Annotated in this window: 25 protein-coding genes and 1 tRNA gene; 9 read left to right on the top strand and 17 right to left on the bottom strand. The window is 50.7% G+C overall.

Annotated features, from left to right (window positions below; translation table 11 throughout):
* Window positions 1–2: 2 nt before the first annotated feature.
* Complete coding sequence (locus OGW13_RS14155; protein ID WP_043000443.1) at window positions 3–1,535, top strand: SpoVR family protein; 1,533 nt, start codon at window positions 3–5, stop codon at window positions 1,533–1,535.
* A gap of 33 nt (window positions 1,536–1,568) precedes the next feature.
* Here the strand turns inward: OGW13_RS14155 and fadR are convergent, their stop codons facing one another.
* On the bottom strand, window positions 1,569–2,288 hold the full coding sequence (gene fadR / locus OGW13_RS14150) for a fatty acid metabolism transcriptional regulator FadR (protein WP_042318544.1): 720 nt from the start codon (window positions 2,286–2,288) through the stop codon (window positions 1,569–1,571).
* A 222-nt stretch (window positions 2,289–2,510) separates the two neighbouring features.
* Between fadR and nhaB the strand changes: the two genes are divergently transcribed.
* Window positions 2,511–4,055, top strand: coding sequence for a Na(+)/H(+) antiporter NhaB (gene nhaB, locus OGW13_RS14145; protein WP_043000442.1), 1,545 nt, complete (start codon window positions 2,511–2,513; stop codon window positions 4,053–4,055).
* A gap of 141 nt (window positions 4,056–4,196) precedes the next feature.
* Complete coding sequence (gene dsbB, locus OGW13_RS14140; RefSeq protein WP_043000441.1) at window positions 4,197–4,727, top strand: disulfide bond formation protein DsbB; 531 nt, start codon at window positions 4,197–4,199, stop codon at window positions 4,725–4,727.
* 222 nt (window positions 4,728–4,949) lie between these two features.
* Here the strand turns inward: dsbB and ycgN are convergent, their stop codons facing one another.
* The 3 genes from ycgN to OGW13_RS14125 form a co-directional block, all read right to left on the bottom strand.
* Window positions 4,950–5,396 (bottom strand): cysteine cluster protein YcgN, encoded by a 447-nt coding sequence (ycgN, locus tag OGW13_RS14135; RefSeq protein ID WP_042318693.1) that lies wholly within the window; start codon window positions 5,394–5,396, stop codon window positions 4,950–4,952.
* A gap of 92 nt (window positions 5,397–5,488) precedes the next feature.
* Window positions 5,489–6,148 (bottom strand): fumarylacetoacetate hydrolase family protein, encoded by a 660-nt coding sequence (locus tag OGW13_RS14130; protein WP_044257661.1) that lies wholly within the window; start codon window positions 6,146–6,148, stop codon window positions 5,489–5,491.
* Window positions 6,149–6,216: 68 nt separating this feature from the next.
* A complete protein-coding gene (locus OGW13_RS14125) occupies window positions 6,217–6,510 on the bottom strand; it encodes a YcgL domain-containing protein (RefSeq protein ID WP_216081395.1) in 294 nt (97 codons plus the stop codon).
* A 126-nt stretch (window positions 6,511–6,636) separates the two neighbouring features.
* Between OGW13_RS14125 and minC the strand changes: the two genes are divergently transcribed.
* Genes minC through minE form a run of 3 tightly spaced genes read left to right on the top strand, consistent with a single transcriptional unit; the run spans window position 6,637 to window position 8,450 of the window.
* Entirely contained in the window at window positions 6,637–7,344 is a 708-nt protein-coding gene (gene minC / locus OGW13_RS14120; protein WP_090049212.1) for a septum site-determining protein MinC, read from the top strand.
* Between the two features lie 23 nt (window positions 7,345–7,367).
* A complete protein-coding gene (minD, locus tag OGW13_RS14115; RefSeq protein WP_043000437.1) occupies window positions 7,368–8,180 on the top strand; it encodes a septum site-determining protein MinD in 813 nt (270 codons plus the stop codon).
* 3 nt (window positions 8,181–8,183) lie between these two features.
* Window positions 8,184–8,450, top strand: coding sequence for a cell division topological specificity factor MinE (gene minE / locus OGW13_RS14110; RefSeq protein ID WP_043000436.1), 267 nt, complete (start codon window positions 8,184–8,186; stop codon window positions 8,448–8,450).
* A gap of 104 nt (window positions 8,451–8,554) precedes the next feature.
* Here the strand turns inward: minE and ant(3'')-Ic are convergent, their stop codons facing one another.
* Both ant(3'')-Ic and zinT read right to left on the bottom strand, forming a co-directional pair.
* Entirely contained in the window at window positions 8,555–9,355 is an 801-nt protein-coding gene (ant(3'')-Ic, locus tag OGW13_RS14105; RefSeq protein WP_287116231.1) for an aminoglycoside nucleotidyltransferase ANT(3'')-Ic, read from the bottom strand.
* 77 nt (window positions 9,356–9,432) lie between these two features.
* A complete protein-coding gene (zinT, locus tag OGW13_RS14100; RefSeq protein ID WP_043000434.1) occupies window positions 9,433–10,083 on the bottom strand; it encodes a metal-binding protein ZinT in 651 nt (216 codons plus the stop codon).
* Between the two features lie 165 nt (window positions 10,084–10,248).
* On the opposite strand from zinT, the gene uspF reads away from it, so the two are divergent.
* Entirely contained in the window at window positions 10,249–10,677 is a 429-nt protein-coding gene (gene uspF, locus OGW13_RS14095) for a universal stress protein UspF (RefSeq protein WP_287116240.1), read from the top strand.
* A 29-nt stretch (window positions 10,678–10,706) separates the two neighbouring features.
* Here uspF and sedR read toward each other — a convergent pair whose 3' ends face one another.
* Window positions 10,707–11,567, bottom strand: a complete 861-nt coding sequence (sedR, locus tag OGW13_RS14090) for a beta-lactamase transcriptional regulator SedR (RefSeq protein ID WP_090049216.1) — start codon at window positions 11,565–11,567, stop codon at window positions 10,707–10,709.
* 191 nt (window positions 11,568–11,758) lie between these two features.
* Between sedR and cdiA the strand changes: the two genes are divergently transcribed.
* Window positions 11,759–12,643 carry a CdiA family class A beta-lactamase gene (gene cdiA / locus OGW13_RS14085; protein WP_099433091.1) on the top strand — a complete coding sequence of 295 codons (885 nt, stop codon included), beginning with the start codon at window positions 11,759–11,761 and terminating at the stop codon, window positions 12,641–12,643.
* 59 nt (window positions 12,644–12,702) lie between these two features.
* On the opposite strand, the gene OGW13_RS14080 is transcribed toward cdiA, so the two are convergent.
* The 4 genes from OGW13_RS14080 to OGW13_RS14065 form a co-directional block, all read right to left on the bottom strand.
* Window positions 12,703–12,777, bottom strand: a tRNA-OTHER gene (locus OGW13_RS14080).
* A gap of 178 nt (window positions 12,778–12,955) precedes the next feature.
* On the bottom strand, window positions 12,956–13,585 hold the full coding sequence (locus tag OGW13_RS14075; protein ID WP_043000430.1) for a helix-turn-helix transcriptional regulator: 630 nt from the start codon (window positions 13,583–13,585) through the stop codon (window positions 12,956–12,958).
* A 52-nt stretch (window positions 13,586–13,637) separates the two neighbouring features.
* Window positions 13,638–14,618: a threo-3-hydroxy-L-aspartate ammonia-lyase gene (locus OGW13_RS14070; protein ID WP_044257655.1), complete on the bottom strand. Its 981-nt coding sequence runs from the start codon at window positions 14,616–14,618 to the stop codon at window positions 13,638–13,640.
* A gap of 31 nt (window positions 14,619–14,649) precedes the next feature.
* Window positions 14,650–15,039: a RidA family protein gene (locus OGW13_RS14065; RefSeq protein WP_043000428.1), complete on the bottom strand. Its 390-nt coding sequence runs from the start codon at window positions 15,037–15,039 to the stop codon at window positions 14,650–14,652.
* 228 nt (window positions 15,040–15,267) lie between these two features.
* Here OGW13_RS14065 and OGW13_RS14060 point away from each other — a divergent pair, with 228 nt between their 5' ends.
* On the top strand, window positions 15,268–16,104 hold the full coding sequence (locus OGW13_RS14060; protein WP_044257654.1) for an MBL fold metallo-hydrolase: 837 nt from the start codon (window positions 15,268–15,270) through the stop codon (window positions 16,102–16,104).
* A 64-nt stretch (window positions 16,105–16,168) separates the two neighbouring features.
* On the opposite strand, the gene OGW13_RS14055 is transcribed toward OGW13_RS14060, so the two are convergent.
* The 6 genes from OGW13_RS14055 to leuE all read right to left on the bottom strand — a co-directional run bounded on the left by OGW13_RS14055 (window position 16,169) and on the right by leuE (window position 21,957).
* Entirely contained in the window at window positions 16,169–17,434 is a 1,266-nt protein-coding gene (locus OGW13_RS14055) for a Y-family DNA polymerase (protein WP_044263724.1), read from the bottom strand.
* A 390-nt stretch (window positions 17,435–17,824) separates the two neighbouring features.
* On the bottom strand, window positions 17,825–18,244 hold the full coding sequence (locus OGW13_RS14050; RefSeq protein WP_043000425.1) for a translesion error-prone DNA polymerase V autoproteolytic subunit: 420 nt from the start codon (window positions 18,242–18,244) through the stop codon (window positions 17,825–17,827).
* Between the two features lie 253 nt (window positions 18,245–18,497).
* A complete protein-coding gene (locus OGW13_RS14045) occupies window positions 18,498–18,680 on the bottom strand; it encodes a DUF1869 domain-containing protein (RefSeq protein WP_012132688.1) in 183 nt (60 codons plus the stop codon).
* Between the two features lie 2 nt (window positions 18,681–18,682).
* Window positions 18,683–19,045 (bottom strand): DUF1971 domain-containing protein YeaR, encoded by a 363-nt coding sequence (yeaR, locus tag OGW13_RS14040; RefSeq protein WP_043000424.1) that lies wholly within the window; start codon window positions 19,043–19,045, stop codon window positions 18,683–18,685.
* 167 nt (window positions 19,046–19,212) lie between these two features.
* Window positions 19,213–21,189: an acyltransferase family protein gene (locus tag OGW13_RS14035; protein WP_248381977.1), complete on the bottom strand. Its 1,977-nt coding sequence runs from the start codon at window positions 21,187–21,189 to the stop codon at window positions 19,213–19,215.
* Window positions 21,190–21,318: 129 nt separating this feature from the next.
* The gene (leuE, locus tag OGW13_RS14030) at window positions 21,319–21,957 is read right to left on the bottom strand and encodes a leucine efflux protein LeuE (protein WP_044327136.1); all 639 of its coding nucleotides are present in this window, start codon (window positions 21,955–21,957) and stop codon (window positions 21,319–21,321) included.
* Window positions 21,958–22,034: the final 77 nt, after the last annotated feature.

The raw sequence follows: 22,034 nt of genomic DNA, 5'->3' as shown, positions 1-22,034 counted from the left end.
GAATGGCTACGATTGATTCCATGAACAAGGACACCACACGCTTGAGCGATGGACCCGACTGGACGTTTGATCTGCTGGATGTCTACCTGGCGGAAATAGATCGGGTGGCGAAACTCTACAGACTGGATACCTACCCGCACCAGATTGAGGTCATCACCTCCGAGCAGATGATGGATGCATACTCCAGCGTCGGAATGCCGATTAACTATCCTCACTGGTCGTTTGGTAAAAAATTCATCGAGACCGAACGACTGTACAAGCACGGTCAGCAAGGGCTGGCCTATGAGATTGTGATCAACTCCAACCCGTGTATTGCATACCTGATGGAGGAGAACACCATTACCATGCAGGCGCTGGTGATGGCGCACGCCTGTTACGGACATAACTCGTTCTTCAAAAATAACTATCTGTTCCGCAGCTGGACTGATGCCAGCTCCATTGTTGATTACCTGATCTTCGCGCGTAATTACATCACTCAGTGCGAAGAGCGATACGGCGTGGACGAGGTTGAGCGATTGCTCGACTCCTGCCACGCGCTGATGAACTACGGCGTTGATCGCTATAAACGCCCGCAGAAAATCTCCCTCCAGGAGGAGAAGGCCCGCCAACAGAGTCGTGAAGAGTATCTGCAAAGCCAGGTGAACATGCTGTGGCGTACCCTGCCGAAAAAAGAGGAAGAGAAGACGATTGCCGAAGCGCGGCGCTATCCCTCAGAACCGCAGGAAAATCTGCTTTACTTTATGGAAAAAAATGCCCCACTGCTAGAGTCATGGCAGCGCGAGATCCTGCGCATCGTGCGCAAAGTCAGTCAGTATTTTTATCCGCAAAAACAGACGCAGGTGATGAACGAGGGCTGGGCCACGTTCTGGCATTACACCATCCTGAACCACCTGTATGACGAGGGGAAAGTCACCGAACGTTTTATGCTGGAGTTTTTACACAGCCATACCAACGTGGTGTTCCAGCCGCCTTATAACAGCCCGTGGTACAGCGGCATAAACCCTTACGCACTGGGTTTCGCTATGTTCCAGGACATCAAGCGCATCTGCCAGTCGCCGACGGAAGAAGATAAGTACTGGTTCCCGGATATCGCCGGTTCCGACTGGCTGGAAACGCTGCATTTTGCCATGCGCGACTTCAAAGATGAGAGCTTCATCAGCCAGTTCCTGTCGCCGAAGGTGATGCGCGATTTTCGCCTCTTTACGGTGCTGGATGACGATCGGCATAACTATCTGGAAATCTCTGCCATTCATAACGAAGAAGGCTACCGCGAAATCCGCAACCGCCTCTCGTCGCAATATAATCTGAGCAACGTAGAGCCGAATATTCAGGTCTGGAACGTGGATCTGCGGGGCGATCGTTCCCTCACCCTGCGCTATATTCCGCATAATCGCGCGCCGCTGGATAAAGGCCGCAAAGAGGTGCTCAAGCATGTGCATCGGCTGTGGGGATTTGATGTGTTGCTGGAACAGCAAAACGAGGACGGAAGCGTGGAACTGCTGGAGCGCTGCCCCCCCAGAATGAACAGCCTGTAAACAAAAACCCCCTCATCGTGAGGGGGTTCGTTTTTAGCGGCCCTGAATGGCTAAATCGCCGGGCAGGTTTTTCTGCATCCGGTGCCAGATCTCGCCGCTGTCGTGACCGTAACGACGCACCGTTTCGTACACCTGATCGTGCGCGCCCTGCAGGCACAGTTGCGACAGCTTATGGTAGAAACCCAGCGCCAGGCTGCGCGCTTCCGGATTGGCAAAATAGTGACGACCAATGCGGGTATACAACCCTTTCATGCCGTTCAGGATCAGACCATAAATCGGGTTGCCGGAGGCAAATGCCAGACCACGGAAAATGTTGTAATCGAGATCGGCAAACGCATCGGCGTGATCGGCCACTTCCTGCGCGGTCGCCAGCACTTCCTGCGCTTTGTCAGGATGCTGACGAAACGCGGTACGAATGAAGATGGTGGAGATGTTGGTCCGCACCGACAGCAGATTGTCGATCAACTGCGGGACGCTTTCGTGATCGAGACGCGCCAGCGTTTCAAGAATATTCAGTCCGGAGGTTTCCCAGAAATTATTCACCTTCGTCGGTTTGCCATGCTGAATGGTCAACCAACCGTCTCGCGCCAGGCGCTGCAGCACTTCACGTAAAGTGGTACGTGTCACCCCAATCAGTTCGGAGAGTTCTCGTTCTGCAGGCAAGATAGTGCCAGGAGGGAAGCGGTTATTCCAGATACTTTCAATGATGTACTCTTCCGCGAAACCCGCCGGGCTCTGCGCCTTAATGACCATAGTGAGATTTCCATTACACAGCAAAACATAGTTACACTCATCATACCAGACGGGTTACATGCCCGATAGGAGACACAACGAAGAAAAAGTGGATCAAGGCTTCATTTTCTTGATAACGCTGGCTGTCTGGGGTGAAAGGCTTGCCTGCATTCAGACTGACCGTTACTCTTTGTCGCTAACCATAAAAACATCATTTCAATAAATAAGGTAAGGGAAACCATAATGGAACTCTCATGGGGCCGCGCGCTCTGGCGCAACTTTTTAGGCCAGTCGCCAGACTGGTACAAGCTTGCGCTACTGATCTTCCTGATAGTTAATCCACTGATTTTCATCATCAACCCGTTTGTTGCGGGCTGGTTGTTGGTGGCGGAATTCATCTTCACGCTGGCGATGGCGCTGAAGTGTTATCCACTGCTACCGGGCGGTTTGTTAGCCATTGAAGCAGTTATCATCGGGATGACCAGCGCCGCGCATGTTCGCGAAGAGGTGGCAAACAATCTGGAAGTTTTACTGCTGCTGATGTTTATGGTCGCGGGCATCTATTTTATGAAGCAGCTGTTGCTGTTTATTTTTACCCGGCTGCTGCTGAGCATTCGTTCTAAAATGCTGCTGTCGCTGGCGTTTTGTGTGGCGGCGGCCTTCCTTTCCGCCTTCCTTGACGCACTGACCGTGGTAGCGGTAGTGATCAGCGTCGCCGTCGGGTTCTACGGCATTTATCACCGCGTGGCCTCTTCCCGCGGCGATGATAGCGACATCCTGGATGACAGTCACATTGATCAACACTACAAAACAGTGCTTGAGCAATTCCGCGGCTTTTTGCGCAGTCTGATGATGCATGCCGGGGTGGGTACCGCTCTGGGCGGCGTGATGACGATGGTGGGTGAGCCGCAGAACCTGATCATCGCCAAAGCCGCTGGCTGGCACTTTGGCGACTTCTTCCTGCGGATGTCACCTGTTACCGTTCCGGTACTGATTTGCGGCCTGCTCACCTGTGTACTGGTTGAGAAACTGCGCTGGTTTGGCTATGGCGAAACACTGCCGGAAAAAGTGCGTGACGTATTGCAGCAGTTTGACGATCAGAGCCGCCATCAGCGTTCACGTCAGGACAGAGTAAAACTGATTGTGCAGGCGATTATCGGCGTCTGGCTGGTGATTGCCCTGGCGCTGCATCTGGCGGAAGTGGGACTGATTGGCCTCTCCGTGATTATCCTCGCAACGTCGCTGACCGGCGTGACGGATGAACATGCCATTGGCAAGGCGTTCACCGAATCTCTGCCATTCACCGCGCTGCTGACGGTCTTTTTCTCCATTGTCGCGGTGATTATCGACCAGCATCTCTTTTCGCCGATTATTCAGTACGTATTGCAAGCCTCAGAGCACGCGCAACTGACGCTGTTCTATCTCTTCAACGGCCTGCTCTCGTCGATCTCGGATAATGTTTTCGTCGGTACTATCTACATTAACGAGGCCAAAGCGGCCATGGAAAGTGGTGCGATCTCCCTGCAGCAATACGAGCTGTTAGCCGTTGCGATCAACACCGGGACAAACCTGCCATCCGTGGCGACGCCGAACGGTCAGGCGGCATTCCTGTTCCTGCTCACCTCCGCACTGGCACCGCTGATTCGCCTCTCCTATGGTCGGATGGTCTGGATGGCGCTGCCCTATACCATCGTGCTGACGCTGGTCGGCCTGCTGTGCGTCGAGTTTACCCTGACGCCAATGACCGAGTGGATGATGCAAACCGGTTGGTTAGCTACACTTTCATAACAACTAACCGGGCATTTCACTGCCCGGTTTGCCTTTTTGCGTGATATTTCTCCAATTACACAATATTTGAGTTTCTCCTGGTGGCGCGGTAATCGAATTGGTTTACACTGCCGTGTCTACGCATGTTGCAGGGAAATTATTATGTTGCGATATTTGAACCAGTGCTCACGGGGTCGGGGCGCGTGGTTATTGATGGCTTTTACTGCCTTAGCGCTTGAACTGGTCGCGCTGTGGTTTCAGCACGTTATGCTGCTTAAGCCGTGCGTACTGTGCATCTACGAACGCTGTGCGCTGTTTGGCGTCATGGGGGCCGGTCTGGTTGGGGCTATTGCGCCTAAAACACCGTTGCGCTATGTGGCGTTGATTATCTGGATCTACAGTGCCTGGCGTGGGGTTCAACTGACATGGGAACATACCATGATCCAGTTACACCCTTCCCCGTTCATGACCTGTGATTTCATGGCTCGCTTCCCTGCCTGGTTGCCACTGGACAAATGGTTACCACAGGTGTTTGTCGCCTCTGGTGATTGCGCCGAGCGTCAGTGGGAATTTTTATCTCTGGAAATGCCGCAATGGCTATTAGGCATTTTCGTTGCCTATCTGGTCGTCGCGGTTCTGGTGCTGATTGCTCAGCCGCTTAAACCGAAAAGACGCGATCTGTTCGGTCGTTAATCTCAGACGCTCCCAGCCGGGAGCGTGAGAGCGATGACAAACTTCATCCCGATACCGGACAAGCAAAGTTCACCTCATTAAAAACCCGGAAAATCAATTCATTGATTTTCGGCTGATAACCACAAAGAAGGAAAAACCACGTCTTTTCCTTCTTTGTCAGCAGTCTGACGCTCCCAACCGGGAGCGTTTTTTTGCCGTTAGCCTGAAATCAGACCAAGCGATTTAGTCCGCCCATGACGGTTTGTTGAGAATATGGTCCTGCCAGTCATGGACTTCTGACTCTCTTACCGCAATGTGACGCACCGAAATTCGCTCGCCGTGCATTGCCGCTTTCGACCCCGTCAGCAGCGGGTGCCATTCAGGCAGTCCTTTCCCTTCCGCCAGCAGACGATAGGCGCAGGTCATCGGCAACCATTCAAAGGTGGGCAGGTTATCACGCGTTAGCTTGATACAGTCAGGCTCGTACTCGAACCGACGTTCGTAATTGCGACACTGGCAGGTTTTGATGTTGAGCTGGCGGCAGGCGACGTTGGTGAAATAAATCTCGTCGGTATCCTCGTCCATCAGCTTATGCAGGCAGCACTGACCGCAGCCATCACATAACGACTCCCATTCGGCATCGGTCATTTCATCCAGGGTTTTACGTTGCCAGAAAGGTAAATCGCTCATCAGGGTATCCGCCATTGCTATAAAGCTGCACCTTATAACCAGTCTGGCACGTTGATGCAAGTTTTGCCGCCTAAAAAGGCGGCAAGCAGGCATTACAGGACACGGGTTGTCAGGGTGTGACCGTTAAAATTGACCACCAGCTCGTCGCCGCTGGCGAGCGGTCCGACGCCTTCCGGGGTGCCGGTCAGCACGACGTCACCCGCTTTGAGGGTAAAGAATTTGCTCATATAGGCGATTAAGGGGACGATTTTATGGATCATATCCGCCGTTGTACCCTGCTGGCGAACCTCGCCATTGACCGTCAGACCCAGCGGCGTCGCCTGCGGATCGCCGTTAAATTCTGCGACCGGAATGAATCCGGATAACGGGCATGAATTATCGAATCCTTTTGCCTTCTCCCAGGGCTGCCCGGCCTTCTTCATTTTGCCCTGGATATCACGCAGCGTCAGATCGAGCGCCACGCCATATCCAGCGATAGCCTTACGAACATGCTCTTCGGTCGCCTGACGCAGCGTCGCGCCGATCAATACCGCCAGTTCGACTTCATGGTGCACCGAGCCCATATCCGTCGGAATGACCAGCGGCTGGCGCAAATCACACAGGGCGGTTTCCGGCTTGATAAACAGCACCGGCTCATCCGGCGTGACGCTGCCCATTTCCTTGATGTGGTTGGCGTAGTTGCTCCCCACGCACACCACTTTGCTTACCGGGTAATCAAGCAGCGCACCCTGCCAGTTATGATGTTGATACATTCATTTTCCCCTAATTTGTCATCGTTGACTTCAGGAATGGCACCGACAGGTATGACGCCGGGTACCGTTTATTTATCGGTTTCTGGATTGTTTTGTGAGGCGTTGAAACGATGTTGCTTCAATAAATCTTCGGGCGGCGGAGGCAGTTGTAAATAATATCCCTGCTCCGTTAAGGCTTGTTTTACTTTATCCAGCGAGGCGTTGACTAACTTTTTGCTACCATCTAACGGCAATATCATTGCCAGTTGTGGTTGACCAAATCCTTTCATCAGTTCTTCAGGCACACGTGAGAAATCGTCTTTTTTTTCGACATACAAATAGGTCTGGTCACGCTGAGCACTTCTGTAGATCACACAAAACATACATTTTACTCTGAATTAAACGGATGGCGACTTGCCTCAATATAATAGTGACTATAACATGCCTTCTGGACTTCGGAATATCACTCCACATCGGGGATGATAAATAGCAAATTGAGTAAGGCCAGGATGTCAAACACGCCCATCGAACTTAAAGGCAGTAGCTTCACCTTATCAGTGGTTCATTTACATGAAGCAGAACCCGAGGTTATTCGTCAGGCGTTAGAAGACAAAATCGCTCAGGCTCCTGCTTTTTTAAAACATGCTCCTGTGGTAGTGAATGTCAGTAGCCTTGATGCGCCGGTAAACTGGCCGCAGTTGCAAAAGGTGGTGGCGTCGACGGGATTGCGTATTGTTGGCGTCAGCGGTTGTAAAGATGCCCGGCTCAAAGCTGAAATCGACAAAATGGGCCTTCCTTTACTCACTGAAGGTAAAGAGAAAATGGCGCGTTCCGCTCCGGCTGAACCCATTGCTCCCGCCGTTGTAGTGCAAAACGCTACTCCCGTCACAAAAACGCGATTTATTGATATACCCGTTCGTTCCGGTCAACGCATTTATGCACCACAATGTGATCTGATTGTTACAAGTCACGTCAGTGCTGGCGCTGAGCTGATCGCCGATGGCAATATTCATGTCTATGGCATGATGAGAGGTCGCGCGCTGGCAGGGGCAAGTGGTGACCGGGATGCGCAAATTTTTTGTACCCATCTGACGGCAGAACTGGTGTCTATCGCAGGTGTTTACTGGCTGAGTGATAAAATCCCAGCAGAATTTTATGGCAAAGCGGCGCGTCTGCAGTTAGCAGATAACGCTTTGACAGTTCAACCGTTGAATTGATCCCTTTTTAACAAGGAATTTCTATGGCACGCATTATTGTAGTTACTTCGGGTAAAGGGGGCGTTGGCAAGACCACCTCCAGCGCGGCCATCGCTACTGGTTTGGCCCAGAAGGGAAAGAAAACTGTCGTTATTGATTTTGATATCGGCCTGCGTAACCTCGATCTGATTATGGGGTGTGAGCGTCGGGTTGTTTATGATTTCGTCAACGTCATTCAGGGTGATGCTTCACTCAATCAGGCGCTCATCAAGGACAAGCGCACTGAGAATCTCTTTATTCTTCCGGCCTCTCAGACGCGCGATAAAGACGCATTAACGCGTGAAGGCGTGGCAAAGGTTCTCGACGATCTGAAAGCAATGGATTTCGAGTTTATCGTTTGCGACTCCCCTGCGGGGATTGAAACCGGCGCGCTAATGGCGCTCTATTTCGCTGACGAAGCGATTATCACCACCAACCCGGAAGTCTCCTCGGTACGCGACTCTGACCGTATCCTGGGAATCCTGGCGTCTAAATCGCGCCGTGCCGAAAACGGTGAAGATCCGATTAAAGAACATCTGCTGTTGACGCGCTACAACCCTGGCCGTGTTAACCGTGGCGACATGCTCAGTATGGAAGATGTGCTGGAGATCCTGCGCATTAAACTCGTCGGAGTTATCCCGGAAGATCAGTCTGTTCTGCGCGCCTCTAACCAGGGCGAACCGGTCATTCTGGACATCAATGCAGACGCAGGTAAAGCGTATGCCGATACGGTAGATCGTCTGTTGGGAGAAGAACGTCCTTTCCGCTTCATTGACGAAGAGAAGAAAGGTTTCCTCAAACGCCTGTTCGGAGGATAAGTTATGGCATTACTGGATTTTTTTCTCTCGCGGAAAAAGAGTACAGCGAACATCGCGAAAGAGCGATTGCAGATTATCGTTGCTGAGCGTCGTCGTAGTGACGCTGAGCCGCATTATTTACCGCAGTTGCGTAAAGATATTCTTGAGGTCATTTGTAAGTATGTACAAATTGATCCGGAAATGGTCACCGTTCAGCTTGAACAAAAGGACGGCGATATTTCCATTCTCGAACTTAACGTTACATTGCCGGAAGCTGAAGAGTTGAAATAAACGCTCTACTCAGATAATTCCTGGTAAAAAAAGGCAGAGCGATCTGCCTTTTTTATTATCAACCATTCTGATGTTACGGCAATCACGATGCCTGAAATATGGCATCACTTATCCACGAGCGATAACTGTTCGGCTATTTTTGCTTTTGCATAGCAGACAAAGCGCGAGACGGCGGGTATTATCTCTGCCCAGTCAACGCTTACCTGTCCCAGATAGTCGAGCCGCGCGGCTGCAAGTAGAGAAGCGTGCTCGTCCGGGAGATAAGGCATTAACCAGTCTGCCGCGCTGTCTTTCGCGGTAAAACCGCCTGTCGCCACGCTGTACCAGATGCGCGCCAGGGTCAACACGATATTGCGCTCGTCGCCCTGTAAATCACCATTGTCCTGCCAGAGCGTCAGCGTCTGACGGAATGTCTCCCGAATGTCGTTTTCCGGGACCGGCTCAAAAAGCAAATCCGCACGCTCGCCGGTTAAAGCCATGCTGGCACTACGCACCTGAGTCAATAAAATCGCCAGATCGCTATCCTGCTGTGCGGGTTCATACTTCCCGGCGAGAATATCCTCGCGCAACCACTCGCCAAACTGCATTTCCCGTCGGGGGGGAAAACGCCAGGGCACCACATCGGTATGCACCACAACCGTCACCTCAAGCGCCCGCCAGAGCGTCGACGTACCAGGCCAGGCTGACACCGTCAGGAGTTCCTGCATCAGCGCTTCTCGCTGTGCCGTCGTCAGCGGCACACGCGTGGTGACCAGCAAATCAATGTCGCTGTAAGGTTTTAACCCACCTTCAACGGCAGATCCGTACAGGTGAATGGCCAACAGATCCTCTTCAAAGATCCGTTCAATGATGGCCGTCGCCTTTTCCAGTTGTTTCCGAAGGGTATCCGGAATCTTCAATGTCATCGCCTCACCGTCATCATGTCAGGTGCCACCTTAGCGCGACAGGAAGCCCGCTGACAAGCAACGGGCTGAGCCTGAATTTAGTGGTGCAGCATTTCGTCTACCACGGCCTGCGCCTTGAGTTGATAAGGATAGTAGGTTGGCCAGTTATCCATCTCTTCCAGTAGCGCCTGCTGTGAGGTATTGCCCATAAAAATATGGAAGTGGTTCGACGCCCGCGGCGCAATAATATGATCGCTGAACTGCACAAACTTCGGCGCTTTACTGTTTGCGTCTTTGCATTCAAACAGATAACGCACCCCTTTTTTACCTGAGGTGTAGGTCAGGATCTTGTACCCGGCATAGTCATACTGACAGGAAGCCACCTGCTTACCGGTATGAAACTCCATCACGCCATTTTCGATACCAATGGTGTCGACTTCCGTCGCATAGCCTTTCCGGTAATAGGCTTTCACCTCTTCCGCCGTTTTCCCCTTATCCTTTGCCGCCTTCTGTTTGAAAACCGGATCCAGCTCACCGCTGACCAGATAAGGATAAACGGATTGCCACATGCCATCCCAGTCGGTAAGCGCCCTGTCCTTAACATTGCTATCCGCAAATTCGCCTTCCGCTGCTTTCTGTTCCATCTCCGTCAACGGCACACCATGCGCGTGATCGCCATGGGCGAAGGCATAACTGCTGAACCACAACATTCCCAGAGAAACAGATAATTTTTTCCAATGAATAGCCAACGTCGTACCCTCAATCAAATGAACAAGATGAAATGTTATATTATAACAATAAAATTTATTCAACACTGTTGCGCGTAAATGAAGGAAACTTGATCTGGTCACTTTTTATGCAAAAACCAGATTCGATATACTGAAACCGGAGACAAAAAACAGGAGGTAATGACTATGTATCGTTCTGTTCTGGTGCCCATTGATATCTCAGAAGCCGATCTCACCCGGCAGATTATTCCTCAGGTCAAAATCCACGCCAAAACGGCAAAAGTCCATTTTCTGTCAGTCATTCCCTCAGTCCCCTTTTATGCATCCCTGGGGCTCGCCTACTCTGGCGAACTCCCGGATAAAAATGGACTGCAGACGAAGGCATTACAAAAACTCAACGAGATTGTGAAGCAATTCGATATCCCTGAAGGACGGGTACAGACGCATGTGGTATACGGCCCCCCGAAGGATCAGATCCTGAAGCTGGCGGATACCGTCAGTGCTGACCTGGTGATCATCGCGTCACACCAGCCCGGTATTTCAACATATCTGTTAGGTTCTACCGCCGCCGCCGTTGTGCGTCACGCGCACTGTCCGGTGCTGGTCGTTCGCTGAGCCGCAAACGGGAGTCTGCGGGCTCCCGTTTATGCCATTTTAACGATCCAGTCGCGGAAGATTTCCATCGCGGGCGTCATCGGTTTCGACTTCAGATGGGTGAGCCAGTAACCGCCCATTTGGATCTCAATGTCAAAGGGGCGAACGAGTTGTCCGGCCGCCAGTTCTCTGGCAAACATCACTGCCGGAACCAGTGCCGCACCGCCGGTATGGATAACCGTTTCAACCATCAGACGTGAGGAGTCAAAAACGGCACCATTGATCCGCTCTGCCGTCACGCCTGCTGCAGCAAACCAGTTATCCCACTCATCTACCCGATATGAACGCAGAAGATTCTCTTGCAAGAGATCGGCTGGCCGCCTGAGCCGTTGGGCCGTTTCTGGCGTGCACAGGACAGTCAGCGGAGCCTCAAACAGCATTTCGTTATGGGTGGCGGGCCACAAGCCATTGCCAAAGCGGATGGCAAAATCCAGTCCCTCAGCCGCCAGATTCACAACGTTATTATTTGTACGCAGGCGTAGCTCAACGAACGGATGCGCCTGCCGGAATTGATCAATGCGCGGCAGTAACCAGCCAACGGCAAAGGTACCGACTGCAGCAACCGTGAGCACTTCACGATATTCCCCACCCTCAAACTGACGAAAAATGGTGTCGATTTGACCAAAGGCGTCGGTCAGGACGGCAAACAGTGCCTGCGCCTCATCCGTCATCTCCAGCCCTCTGGGCAGACGTTTAAACAGCACTCTGTTCAGGCGATCTTCCAGGATACGTACCTGCTGGCTGACGGCGGCCTGCGTGACACAAAGTTCCAGTGCCGCACGAGTAAAACTCAAATGGCGAGCCGAAGCCTCAAAGGCTCGTAGGGCATTAAGCGGAAGATTAGAGCGCATAATAAAGACTCATAAGATTTTCTTTATCCCAGGGTAAATTCTTCTCGCTTGTTAAGCAAGCGCAGAGAGCGGATAGTTCTGGCATCGCAAACACATCATGCGCCTTTAATTCTCTTTCTTCTTTTGTCTGTTTGAGCGGAAAAATAAAGTGCGTGCATTGATCAATTTACTGATTATCAAGGATGTTATTTATGTTTAAAAAACGAGGGCATCAGACGGTACTTATTGCCGCCGTGCTCGCTTTCTTTACTGCCAGTTCACCGCTTTTGGCTCGCACGCAGGGGGAGCCCGCACAGGTCCAACAAAAGCTGGCAGCATTAGAAAAACAATCGGGTGGCCGACTGGGCGTTGCGCTGATTAATACCGCCGATCGTTCGCAAATCCTTTATCGCGGTGATGAGCGCTTTGCCATGTGCAGTACCAGTAAGACAATGGTCGCTGCCGCGGTATTAAAACAGAGTGAAACTCAGCACGATATTTTGCAGCAGAAAATGGTCATCAAAAAAGCCGATCTGACGAACTGGAATCCGGTGACGGAAAAATATGTCGATAAAGAGATGACATTAGCGGAGCTAAGCGCTGCCACGCTGCAATACAGCGATAATACGGCAATGAATAAATTACTTGAGCACCTGGGCGGTACCAGTAACGTCACGGCTTTTGCCCGCTCAATTGGCGACACGACGTTTCGTCTGGACCGGAAAGAACCCGAGCTGAACACCGCCATCCCTGGCGATGAGCGCGACACGACCTCGCCGCTGGCGATGGCGAAAAGCCTGCACAAACTGACGCTGGGCGATGCGCTGGCTGGCGCACAGCGTGCACAGCTTGTCGAATGGTTGAAAGGCAATACGACCGGCGGTCAGAGCATTCGTGCCGGACTCCCTGAAGGGTGGGTGGTTGGCGATAAAACCGGAGGCGGTGATTACGGCACAACCAATGATATCGCGGTGATCTGGCCCGAAGATCGTGCGCCGCTGATCCTCGTCACCTACTTTACACAGCCACAGCAGGACGCCAAAGGGCGTAAAGATATTCTGGCCGCCGCTGCAAAGATTGTGACGGAAGGGCTTTGAGCCCGGCGGGTAAGCGAAGAAAGCAAAAAGGCCCAGACAGATGTCTGGGCCTTCAAATTTGGGCCGCCATCGAGGCCTCGAACCCCGTTCCCTACAACAAAAGTCGTTCGCTCTTCCAGATGAGCTAATGGCGGTCTGCCGGTTTTTATTTCCGATTGAGAATCTACTCATTATCAGAACCGGGCGAGATAATACATAACTCAAATTACCCCTGCAATAGGTGTGGATGACTTTCCCTTATTATTACCGTTCGTTTGCTCATTATTCATGCTGGGCAATATATAAGAGATGATATATCGCACACCGGCGAATTCACCCGGACTGGCGCGCATAGAGGTAGGCTGTCGCCCGTGACACCCCTAAATGCTGTGCCACCGTATCCATGGATTTACGCACATTCAGCAATCCCTCTTTGCGTAACTGTTGGATCAGAACCTTTCTGTCTTCCGTTTTAAGCGCGCGCGCCGTGGTGGCGCGTTTCGCGGCAAAGTCATCGATGCGCTGGCGAATGACTTCAGTGCTCCCGGGGTCAAGATGTTCACGCACCGGTGAACTCTCTGTTTCGGTAAAACGCGCCAGCGCGCTTTGCATCCCCCGGAAAAGCGTCATATCGACATTAAGGCATAATGCGGCGACGTAATTACCCTTTTCATCCTTAATGCCAATAGACGTACTTTTTACCGGACGGCCATCAGCAAACTGATTGCCGTAGTTCGCAATAATTTCAGGAAAATCTGGAGAGGCAATCCTTGCCAGCCCGAGTTCCGTCGCCGGTTGTCCCGCCTCACGACCGGATAAATTATTATGTATCGACATAATCGCATGCTCAGGATCCTTGAGGTCATGAACAACCACTTCGCAAAAAGGAGAAAACGTTTCGCTTAATCCCTTCGCGATAGTGTCAAGTTGGCTGAGAAGCGAATTCTCGTCGTTTTTTGGCATGCCGGTCTCCCACAGTGATGCCCGTTGTCATTATTGCTATCCGTTTACAGCCTCACGAAACGGATTTCCCGGCCAGAAACTCACCGTAGCGCGCGATATCCACATTGCCGCCGCTGATGATAATGCCGACTTTTTTCCCGCTGAGTTCTGCTTTTCTCGCCCTTGCCGCTGCAAAGCCAAGACAGCCCGTGGGTTCTGCGACGACTTTCATACGCTCGGCCATAAACCTCATCGAAGCAATTAATTCATCGTCTGAAACGGTCAGAATATCATTGACGTATTTTTGAATCAGAGGGAACGTATAGTGCCCCAGATGTTGCGTCTGTGCACCATCAGCAATCGTTTTTGGCGTATCGATGTGAACGATTTTTCCGCTTCGAAAAGACTGCTGTCCGTCGTTACCGGCTTCAGGCTCCACGCCATAAATTATGCAATCTGGCGAAAGTTGCCGGGCGGCCAGTGCTGAACCTGAAAGTAAACCACCGCCCCCCAGACAGACAAAAAGAACATCCAGCGGACCAACCTCTTCAATTAACTCTTTGGTGGCCGTGCCCTGACCGGCGATAACATGCGGATGATCGTAGGGAGGGATGAGCGTCAGTCCCTGTTTCTCAGCCAGTTCACGGCCAATCTGTTCACGATCTTCCGTATAGCGATCGTACATAACAACATTGCCACCATACCCTTTGGTTGCCGCTACTTTCGCGGCTGGCGCATCATGAGGCATGATGATTGTCGCCGGAATACCCAGCAATTTAGCTGACAGCGCTATCGCCTGAGCATGGTTTCCGGAAGAAAATGTCACCACGCCAGCAGCACGTTGTTCCGGCGTAAACTGGCGTAATGCATTCATCGCCCCACGAAACTTAAAGGCTCCCATACGCTGTAGGTTTTCACATTTAAAGAAAACGTCAGCGCCAAATTCCGCATTGACGGTCCGGGAGGTCATCACCGGCGTCTTGTTTGCATATCCTTCAATACGCCCTGCGGCGGCGGCAACATCAGCATATTCCGGGAGTGTAATCTCAACCATTTTTTCACCTGTATAGCGTTAAGCGTCGGGCTTATTGCGCCAGCGCGAGTGCTTCTACTTCTAAGGCAGAACCATAATGCAGTTCTGCCACCCCAGCAACGACACGAGATGGACGGAAATCGCCAATCCATTCGGCGTAAATGTCGTTAAACGTCGGCCACTGGTTGATATCTGTCACATAGACACGTACGGAAACCAGATGCTGACGGGAGACACCGGCCCCCTTCAGACAGGCATCGACATTTTCCAGAACTTGTCTGGTCTGTTCCTCAAAAGACGCCCCCGCCTTTTTCTCACCATGCGGGGTGATTGGCAGTTGCCCTGAGATAAAAACAAATCCCCCTGCTGTCACGCTCGCCGAGTAGTGTCCAGCGGGAGGAAGCCCATGGGATGTTGTGTTCAATGTGATATCCGGGTGCATGTGCATCTCTCCTGCGTTCCATAGCTAATACATAATGTATTAATTTATACTTTTTGTATAAGTCTTTTATACACCACATTGCGCTGTGCGACTACCCCTTGTTTTGACGTCCGCCGTTTCCGCTCCTCGCTTATGTGACAGAGATCGCGGTTATGATTTGCGTCAGAAAATCAAAAGGTTCGATAATGGCCTCAATCGATATAGTGAATCCGAATGGGATGCAGAGTGATGAAATTAACCATACTGGTAGATAACAATACTTACATTGACAGGTATTTGACCGGAGAACCTGGCGTTTGCTATTACATTGAATGCTCAGGCTTAAAACTTCTTTTTGACGTTGGCTATTCTGATATTTTTTTAAAAAATGCACAGATCCTGGATATCGATCTTACGCACATTGATAAAATTGTATTATCACATGGACATAACGATCACACCTGGGGGTTAAACCATTTATTCCAGCATTACGACAGACTTCCATCATCTCCAGCAAAGAAAGTCGATATCATCGCCCACCCCGCCGCATTTACGCCTAAATTTTATGAGTCGAAACCCATTGGGATGAACCATAATGCCCTTTGTTTTGATTACTTCTTTAATATCGTCAGTTCCACACAACCCCTGAAATTATCCGAAGACATCACTTTTTTAGGGCAAATCCCCCGCCTTAACCATTTTGAAGCGCAAAATCCGGTAGGCCACACACATAATCATGATGGTGAGTTAACGGCTGATTACGTGATTGATGATAGTGCAATGGCAATTAAGACAAAGGATGGACTGGTGATTGTCACCGGATGTTCCCACGCCGGGATTTGTAATATTATTGAGCACGCAAAATCAGTCACTGGAGAATCGAAAATTGCTTCCGTTATAGGCGGCTTTCATCTCCTTAATGCTGATGAATCCTTACTCTCGGAAACCGGGAAATATCTTAGCGCATTGTCGGCTACTACGCTTTATCCCAGCCATTGCACCGATCTTGCCGCAAAAATCCATCTGTCCCGTTATGTGGATCTCAAAGAAACGGGCGTGGGACTCACGCTGACTTTCCCCATGTAGGAGCAGATTATGTGAAGGGAGACCGTGTTTTCTGTCTCCCGATGATTCATACCTGCAGCGACGATCACCTGACCACCAGCAGATCGGAAAAACGCGTGGTGTAGCGCGGAGAAAGCATCTGCCGTCTTAACTGCCATGGTGGCTGAATCCCCTGCCCGACAAAGTACAGCGTTCCCCTTCCCTGTTTGGCATTGAGCGTATCCAGAACTTCCATCAACTTCTCGCTGCCGGGACGCGGTGCGTTATCATCGAACAGATTGAGTTGCGCCACGCCCTGACTGAAAAAATCACCGAGCATGACTCCAGCCTTCTGATAACGATGCCCCTCTTTCCAGATAGCGTCCAGGCATCGCGTGGCTGCGCTGATGATGTCCCGGCTGTCCTGCGTCGGTGTCAGCAGTTTTACGGACGCGCTATTGCCGTACCAGGTTTCATTCGGCGCAAACGGCGACGTTTTCACAAATGTCGAAATGAACCGACAATACTGATGCTCACTCCGGAGCTTCTCCGCCGCGCGCGTCGCATAAGCACAAATCGCCTGGCGCATCTGTTCGTATTCCGTAATGCGCTCGCCGAATGAGCGACTGAAAACAATCTCCTGCTTCGCGGGCGCAAACTCCTCAAGCGCCAGGCAAGGCTCACCGCGTAACTCCCGCACGGTTCTTTCCAGTACGACATTGAAGTGCTTGCGTATCACCGCGATGTGCGTATCCGCCAGATCGAGTACCGTTTCTATGCCCATCGCGGTCAGCTTTTTACTGATACGACGACCAACGCCCCACACCTCATCAACCGGCAGAGCCGCCATCAGTTTTCGCTGCCGTTCGAGATTCGACAGATCCACAACGCCACCCGTCTGCTGCGGCCACTTCTTCGCCGCGTGGTTGGCCAGCTTGGCCAGCGTTTTTGTCTGTGCAATCCCCACGCCGAGTGTCAGATGTGTCCGCTTTAAGACCGTGTCGCGGATCTCTTTGCCAAAATCCGTGAGATCCCGACAGTTTCGGACTCCCGTCAAATCGCAAAAGGCCTCGTCGATACTGTAAATTTCAACGCGTGGTGATAGCGCTTCGAGCGTCGACATGACCCGATTGCTCATGTCACCGTAGAGTTCATAATTCGAACTGAAACACACCACCCCATGACGCCGGAACGCCTCTTTTTGCTTGAAATAGGGCGCTCCCATGACCACCCACGGTTTCGCTTCGGGACTACGGGAAATCACGCAACCATCGTTATTTGACAGCACAACAACCGGTTTGCCTTTCAGATCGGGCCGAAATACCGTCTCACAGGACGCATAAAATGAATTCACATCGCATAACGCAAACACGTCACACCCCATAGAAACTGTATTTATATACAGTATTATTTAAAATATTTTATAACTTGCAAGCAAAATTCTGGCGCTTTTTTTAGTGGATTGTTCTGCCTGAAAAAGTGGTCGGTTATCCACAGAAACGGTGCATAACCCTGTGGGTGAGTGACATGACGTTGTTAATCAAGTTTGTTCGCATGCCGTATCCCTACGTCAGTCGGATATCTCCGTTCCTCTCCGTAACAACGTAAACCGAAGTGGGTATGTCTGCTCACAAAACAGGCAGGTTAATTACTCATTAACCTGCCTGCCATTGGGATACCACTTAAGGCCACCGGGGAATCACAAGGAAACCAGCCGTGTACGGTTTGCAACGCCTGGGGGACGAACAATACGCAGCAATAGTTAACTCACTGCCTTTACAATAAATGTCACGACGCCAAAAATCGCCAGGGCGTCCTCACTGCCGATGATGATGGGAGAATAGGCGCTGTTCATAGGGTTAAGCTGAACGGTAGGTCGCAACTGCAACCGCTTCACCGTGAATTCCCTCTCCACCGCCGCAATCACGATATCTCCGTGGCTGGCAGTACGTGAACTGTCCACCACCAGCAGATCGCCGTCGCCGATCCCCGCATCGATCATCGAGTCGCCAGCAGCCCTGACGAAATAAGTCGAACTGGGATGCTGAACAAGTAATTTGTTGAGATCGATACTCTGCTCAACGTAATCGGCCGCCGGACTGGGGAATCCGCACGGAACCCGATCGCTGAAAAGTGGAAAGGTAATGACTTCATGCCATTCCGCAGGTCTGTACAACGTCATAATGCACACCTTTAATACTGTTTTTATATACAGTAATTTCAACTCCGACAGGGATCAAGTCATTGGCAACACGCCGCTGCGCAAAGCGTCGCCACATTGTGCGTAACCATTTATTGATCCTACAAATATACGGTTTGTAAATTTTTGCGCTGAGTGACGACGTCCGCCGTTTCAGGACTGGTATAAGGGAGCATTTCCGGAAAGCAAAAAAAAACCGGCGATGACAGCCGGTTTCCTCTCTGCATAGCGTGACTTACCAGCCGCAGACGTCGTGCTCATTTTCCGTATCGTAGGAACGCACGGTATTGACGAGATCTTTCACCACTTCAGCGGCGACGTCAGGCACCAGTAAAGTCATTGGCGCTTCGGTTTCGTAATCGACAGAGACGCCATTGCTGTTGTTCGTCACAGTGACGGTATAGGTTGCTTTGCCCATGATTATTTCTTCCCGGTATGAATGACTTTTCGTTGATTCGCGCTTTCCATCAGTACCTCTGGCGCGACGAAAAAGTCGATATTGAAATAGGTGTCATCGCTCATCACTTCGATGTTGTGCCACTTTTCCGGTGGGAACACACCAAACTGGCCCGCTTCAATGATCATCACTGTTTCGGCTTCTGGACTGTGTTCATCCGCATATCCGAGATATTTGACCGCCCCCTGCATCACCGACAAACGGGGATAAACGCCCGGTCGGGTTCCTTTATCAAGGTGGCGTTCGAAAATTCCGGCAGGTGCCGTTTCTTTGTTCCAGAACGGCGTGGCACGTGTGTGAATATGATTTTGTGGAATCTGAAGCATGTCCTTCCCTCTTCCAGTCGGTAGGATGCGATTGTGAGTAAACCGCTGTTCCAGAAAGGTTACGCCTCATAACTGGCATTTTAAATACACCAAAAGGGGCAAGTGACATTCATCACTGGTTTTGTCTGAGAGAGGAAAGCCTGCCTCCAGGCTCTCCTCCTGCTATATTATCGACCAGGTGTTTTTAATGGATTGCCAAATTGCTCCAGATACACCTCCCCCAACGCTTTCGTGGCGTAATCATTTAAATGACCGACGTCACGATACAGCGGTATGCCCTCAATTTCCGTCCTGCACAGCCCGTCAGGACATTGCACATTTTTGGGATCGACAATAATCAACGATGGGAAGCGGGCCTGTAACGTGGCAAAAAACGGTTCCGTCCAGACACTTTTATTAATCTGTGGATTCGGGTTGCATGCCTGAGGCTCATACTCTCCCCGCGTCTTAAAATGTTCATAAAAACAGGTCAGGAAGTTCTTAGGCATCGGGAACATCGTTTTCACCAGTACCGGCTGCGCCCCGGCATCAATAATGTCCTGTATTGCCTGTTCCGTGGCTCGGGTGAGAATATTGATAGATTCCGCAGGCGATGGGGAATCCTCAATCTGCGATCTGACCCTGAATGCCGCATAGTTTTCCCAGACCTGAGAAATGATCACATATTTATATTTATGGTTTCGGATCGCTTCATAGTATTTTTTGACATTCTCATGACAGGCCCGGTAATAATCGCCTTTATAAGTATAGAGATCGTCGTGATACACACGGGGAATCGCCAGGCACAGTGAAGTCGCTTTCATATCAACAGCAACATGCGCATTTTTCCCCATAATATCGAAGAAATTCCAGTACTGATTAGAGTGCGAATCGCCCATCAGGAGCGCTTTCTCAGAAGCGGTTTTATCCCCCACCACACAAGCCATATCGGTTCCTGTGACGTTTTCGTTCATACAATCCTGACGCTGCTTTATCTTCGTCTCTTTGAGCACATGGTTGATATGACTTAACGACTCGCCGAATCGTAGATAGCTAAATCCGTCAAAACGCTTACTGACCGACATCAGGGTAATAATGGCAATCAGTGGGATAACCACCAGCAGAATCAGCGTTTTTTTCAACGACTGACGAGGCTTCCGGTAGGGTTTCTCGATGAAATAATATGATCCCATCGCCAGCAACACAGCCAGACCCAGACCAGCCATTCTGGCATAGACACTGGTAATACCGATGTAGTGCAGTGTCGCGAAAATCGGCCAATGAAAGAGATAAAGCGAATAGGAGATCGTGCCAAGCCAGACCAACGGCGGGAATGACAGCAATTTACAGGTCAGAATATTTTGCTGGCTACCGGTGAAAATTAACACCGCGGTACTGACGCAAACGATCAGGGTGTAAGCATTGGGATAACCCAGAATGACATCACTTCTGACGCTAACAAACAATATTGCCGCCACCGCAATGAACGAAAGGCTATTAAGCGCGATCTTGTTTATTTTTTGTGCCATCGGGAGATAAATACAGGCACAGACACCGAGCATGAACTCAAAGAGTCGGGAGGCGAAGAAATAATACGTTTTCGTCGGATGCGCACCTGAGTAGTGCCAGGCGATATAGATGCCTGCAATCGTCAGCAATGGCGCCAGATAGTTAAGCGCCCGTTCGTGCGTTTTTTTACGGATGACGTAATAGATTACCGGGAAAAAGACATACCATTGCCACTCGATGGATAAAGACCAGGTGTGAAGCAACAGCATGGCGTTTGAATCAGGCGCTGCATAGGCGGTTGTTTCATCGCCAAAATAGCGGTTTGAGACAATCAGCAGCGTCTGCTTTATGCTTTTGAGAAAAGAGGCATAATCTTCAGGCAACCAGAATAGCGACGCCATGACAACGCACAGCAGCATCATTGTCAGCATTGCTGGCTGCAATCGCCATATTCTACGCAAATAAAAATCGCTAAAGCTGAAATGCCCCGCATCCATTCGGTCTTTTATTATCGATGCGATGAGAAAGCCTGAAATGACGAAGAAAATATCGACCCCGATGAAACCGGATGCAAATAGCGAAAATCCGGCGTGAAATAACACCACCAGCAATACGGCAATCGCCCTTATGCCGTCAATATCAGAACGATACTTCATCGATTATCCTGCGAACGAAATACAAAGTGCGGATTTTACATGAGATTATTCAAAAGTGAACCGCCAATGACACGCTGTTTTGTTGTCGTTTACCTCAATAAAAAACCCGCCGATGGCGGGCTCCATGGCTTACGACTGTAGGGTCGCCAGCCGTGCGGCGAAACCGACAAAAATCAGGCCAATCAGCGAATTCCCGACCTTCGCCAGTTTCTTTTTGGTACGAATGTACTGGGTGACAAAGGCGCCCGAGATAATCAGGAAGCTCAGATAGCAGAAGCTCACCACTTCAAGCGTGATCGCTAAAATAAAGAATGACAGTCCCGCGTGCGGCGCATTCACATCAATAAACTGCACAAAAAAGGAGACGTAGAACAGAATGGCTTTTGGGTTCGTCAGGCTCAATACCAGCGCACGTTTAAAAATGGCGCCAAAGGGAACCGCGTCTTCAGTTGTCTCACCGCTTTTTGCTTTAAGCGTGGCATAGAGGATTTTTGCGCCCAGATAAAGCAGGTAAAAGGCACCGAGATAGCGGACGATATTAAACAGCACTGGCGTCGTTTTAATCAGCGTCGCCACCCCGGCATACGCCAGAAACATGAGCACCGCGTCACCAATAAATACCCCGCTTGCCGCAAGGTAACCGCCCTTCATTCCACGTCCGACGCTGTTTTTCAGCACAAATATCGTGTTCGGTCCCGGAACCAGGACAATAAAAATAGCCCCGACCAGATAAGTCCAATAATTCAGTACACCATACTCTGCAAACACGTTAACCTCTTCTTCCTGAAACCACTTTTTCGCTTAACTGCGAAACAATATGCTAACGGATGCACCAGTCCAAGGGA

The organism is Citrobacter sp. Ca225 (assembly GCF_030337175.1).
Taxonomy (GTDB): Bacteria; Pseudomonadota; Gammaproteobacteria; order Enterobacterales; family Enterobacteriaceae; genus Citrobacter_A; species Citrobacter_A amalonaticus.
Note: the sequence above shows the minus strand (reverse complement) of the source record. Positions and strands in the feature narration are given on the sequence as shown.

Excerpts from the sequence above, each read along its gene's own strand:
- OGW13_RS14155 (WP_043000443.1), top strand. The coding sequence starts at position 3 with ATGGCTACGATTGATTCCATGAACAAGGACACCACACGCTTGAGCGAT.
- fadR (WP_042318544.1), bottom strand. The coding sequence starts at position 2,288 with ATGGTCATTAAGGCGCAGAGCCCGGCGGGTTTCGCGGAAGAGTACATC.
- nhaB (WP_043000442.1), top strand. The coding sequence starts at position 2,511 with ATGGAACTCTCATGGGGCCGCGCGCTCTGGCGCAACTTTTTAGGCCAG.
- dsbB (WP_043000441.1), top strand. The coding sequence starts at position 4,197 with ATGTTGCGATATTTGAACCAGTGCTCACGGGGTCGGGGCGCGTGGTTA.
- ycgN (WP_042318693.1), bottom strand. The coding sequence starts at position 5,396 with ATGAGCGATTTACCTTTCTGGCAACGTAAAACCCTGGATGAAATGACC.
- OGW13_RS14130 (WP_044257661.1), bottom strand. The coding sequence starts at position 6,148 with ATGTATCAACATCATAACTGGCAGGGTGCGCTGCTTGATTACCCGGTA.
- OGW13_RS14125 (WP_216081395.1), bottom strand. The coding sequence starts at position 6,510 with ATGTTTTGTGTGATCTACAGAAGTGCTCAGCGTGACCAGACCTATTTG.
- minC (WP_090049212.1), top strand. The coding sequence starts at position 6,637 with ATGTCAAACACGCCCATCGAACTTAAAGGCAGTAGCTTCACCTTATCA.
- minD (WP_043000437.1), top strand. The coding sequence starts at position 7,368 with ATGGCACGCATTATTGTAGTTACTTCGGGTAAAGGGGGCGTTGGCAAG.
- minE (WP_043000436.1), top strand. The coding sequence starts at position 8,184 with ATGGCATTACTGGATTTTTTTCTCTCGCGGAAAAAGAGTACAGCGAAC.
- uspF (WP_287116240.1), top strand. The coding sequence starts at position 10,249 with ATGTATCGTTCTGTTCTGGTGCCCATTGATATCTCAGAAGCCGATCTC.
- sedR (WP_090049216.1), bottom strand. The coding sequence starts at position 11,567 with ATGCGCTCTAATCTTCCGCTTAATGCCCTACGAGCCTTTGAGGCTTCG.
- cdiA (WP_099433091.1), top strand. The coding sequence starts at position 11,759 with ATGTTTAAAAAACGAGGGCATCAGACGGTACTTATTGCCGCCGTGCTC.
- OGW13_RS14075 (WP_043000430.1), bottom strand. The coding sequence starts at position 13,585 with ATGCCAAAAAACGACGAGAATTCGCTTCTCAGCCAACTTGACACTATC.
- OGW13_RS14070 (WP_044257655.1), bottom strand. The coding sequence starts at position 14,618 with ATGGTTGAGATTACACTCCCGGAATATGCTGATGTTGCCGCCGCCGCA.
- OGW13_RS14065 (WP_043000428.1), bottom strand. The coding sequence starts at position 15,039 with ATGCACCCGGATATCACATTGAACACAACATCCCATGGGCTTCCTCCC.
- OGW13_RS14060 (WP_044257654.1), top strand. The coding sequence starts at position 15,268 with ATGAAATTAACCATACTGGTAGATAACAATACTTACATTGACAGGTAT.
- OGW13_RS14050 (WP_043000425.1), bottom strand. The coding sequence starts at position 18,244 with ATGACGTTGTACAGACCTGCGGAATGGCATGAAGTCATTACCTTTCCA.
- OGW13_RS14045 (WP_012132688.1), bottom strand. The coding sequence starts at position 18,680 with ATGGGCAAAGCAACCTATACCGTCACTGTGACGAACAACAGCAATGGC.
- yeaR (WP_043000424.1), bottom strand. The coding sequence starts at position 19,045 with ATGCTTCAGATTCCACAAAATCATATTCACACACGTGCCACGCCGTTC.
- OGW13_RS14035 (WP_248381977.1), bottom strand. The coding sequence starts at position 21,189 with ATGAAGTATCGTTCTGATATTGACGGCATAAGGGCGATTGCCGTATTG.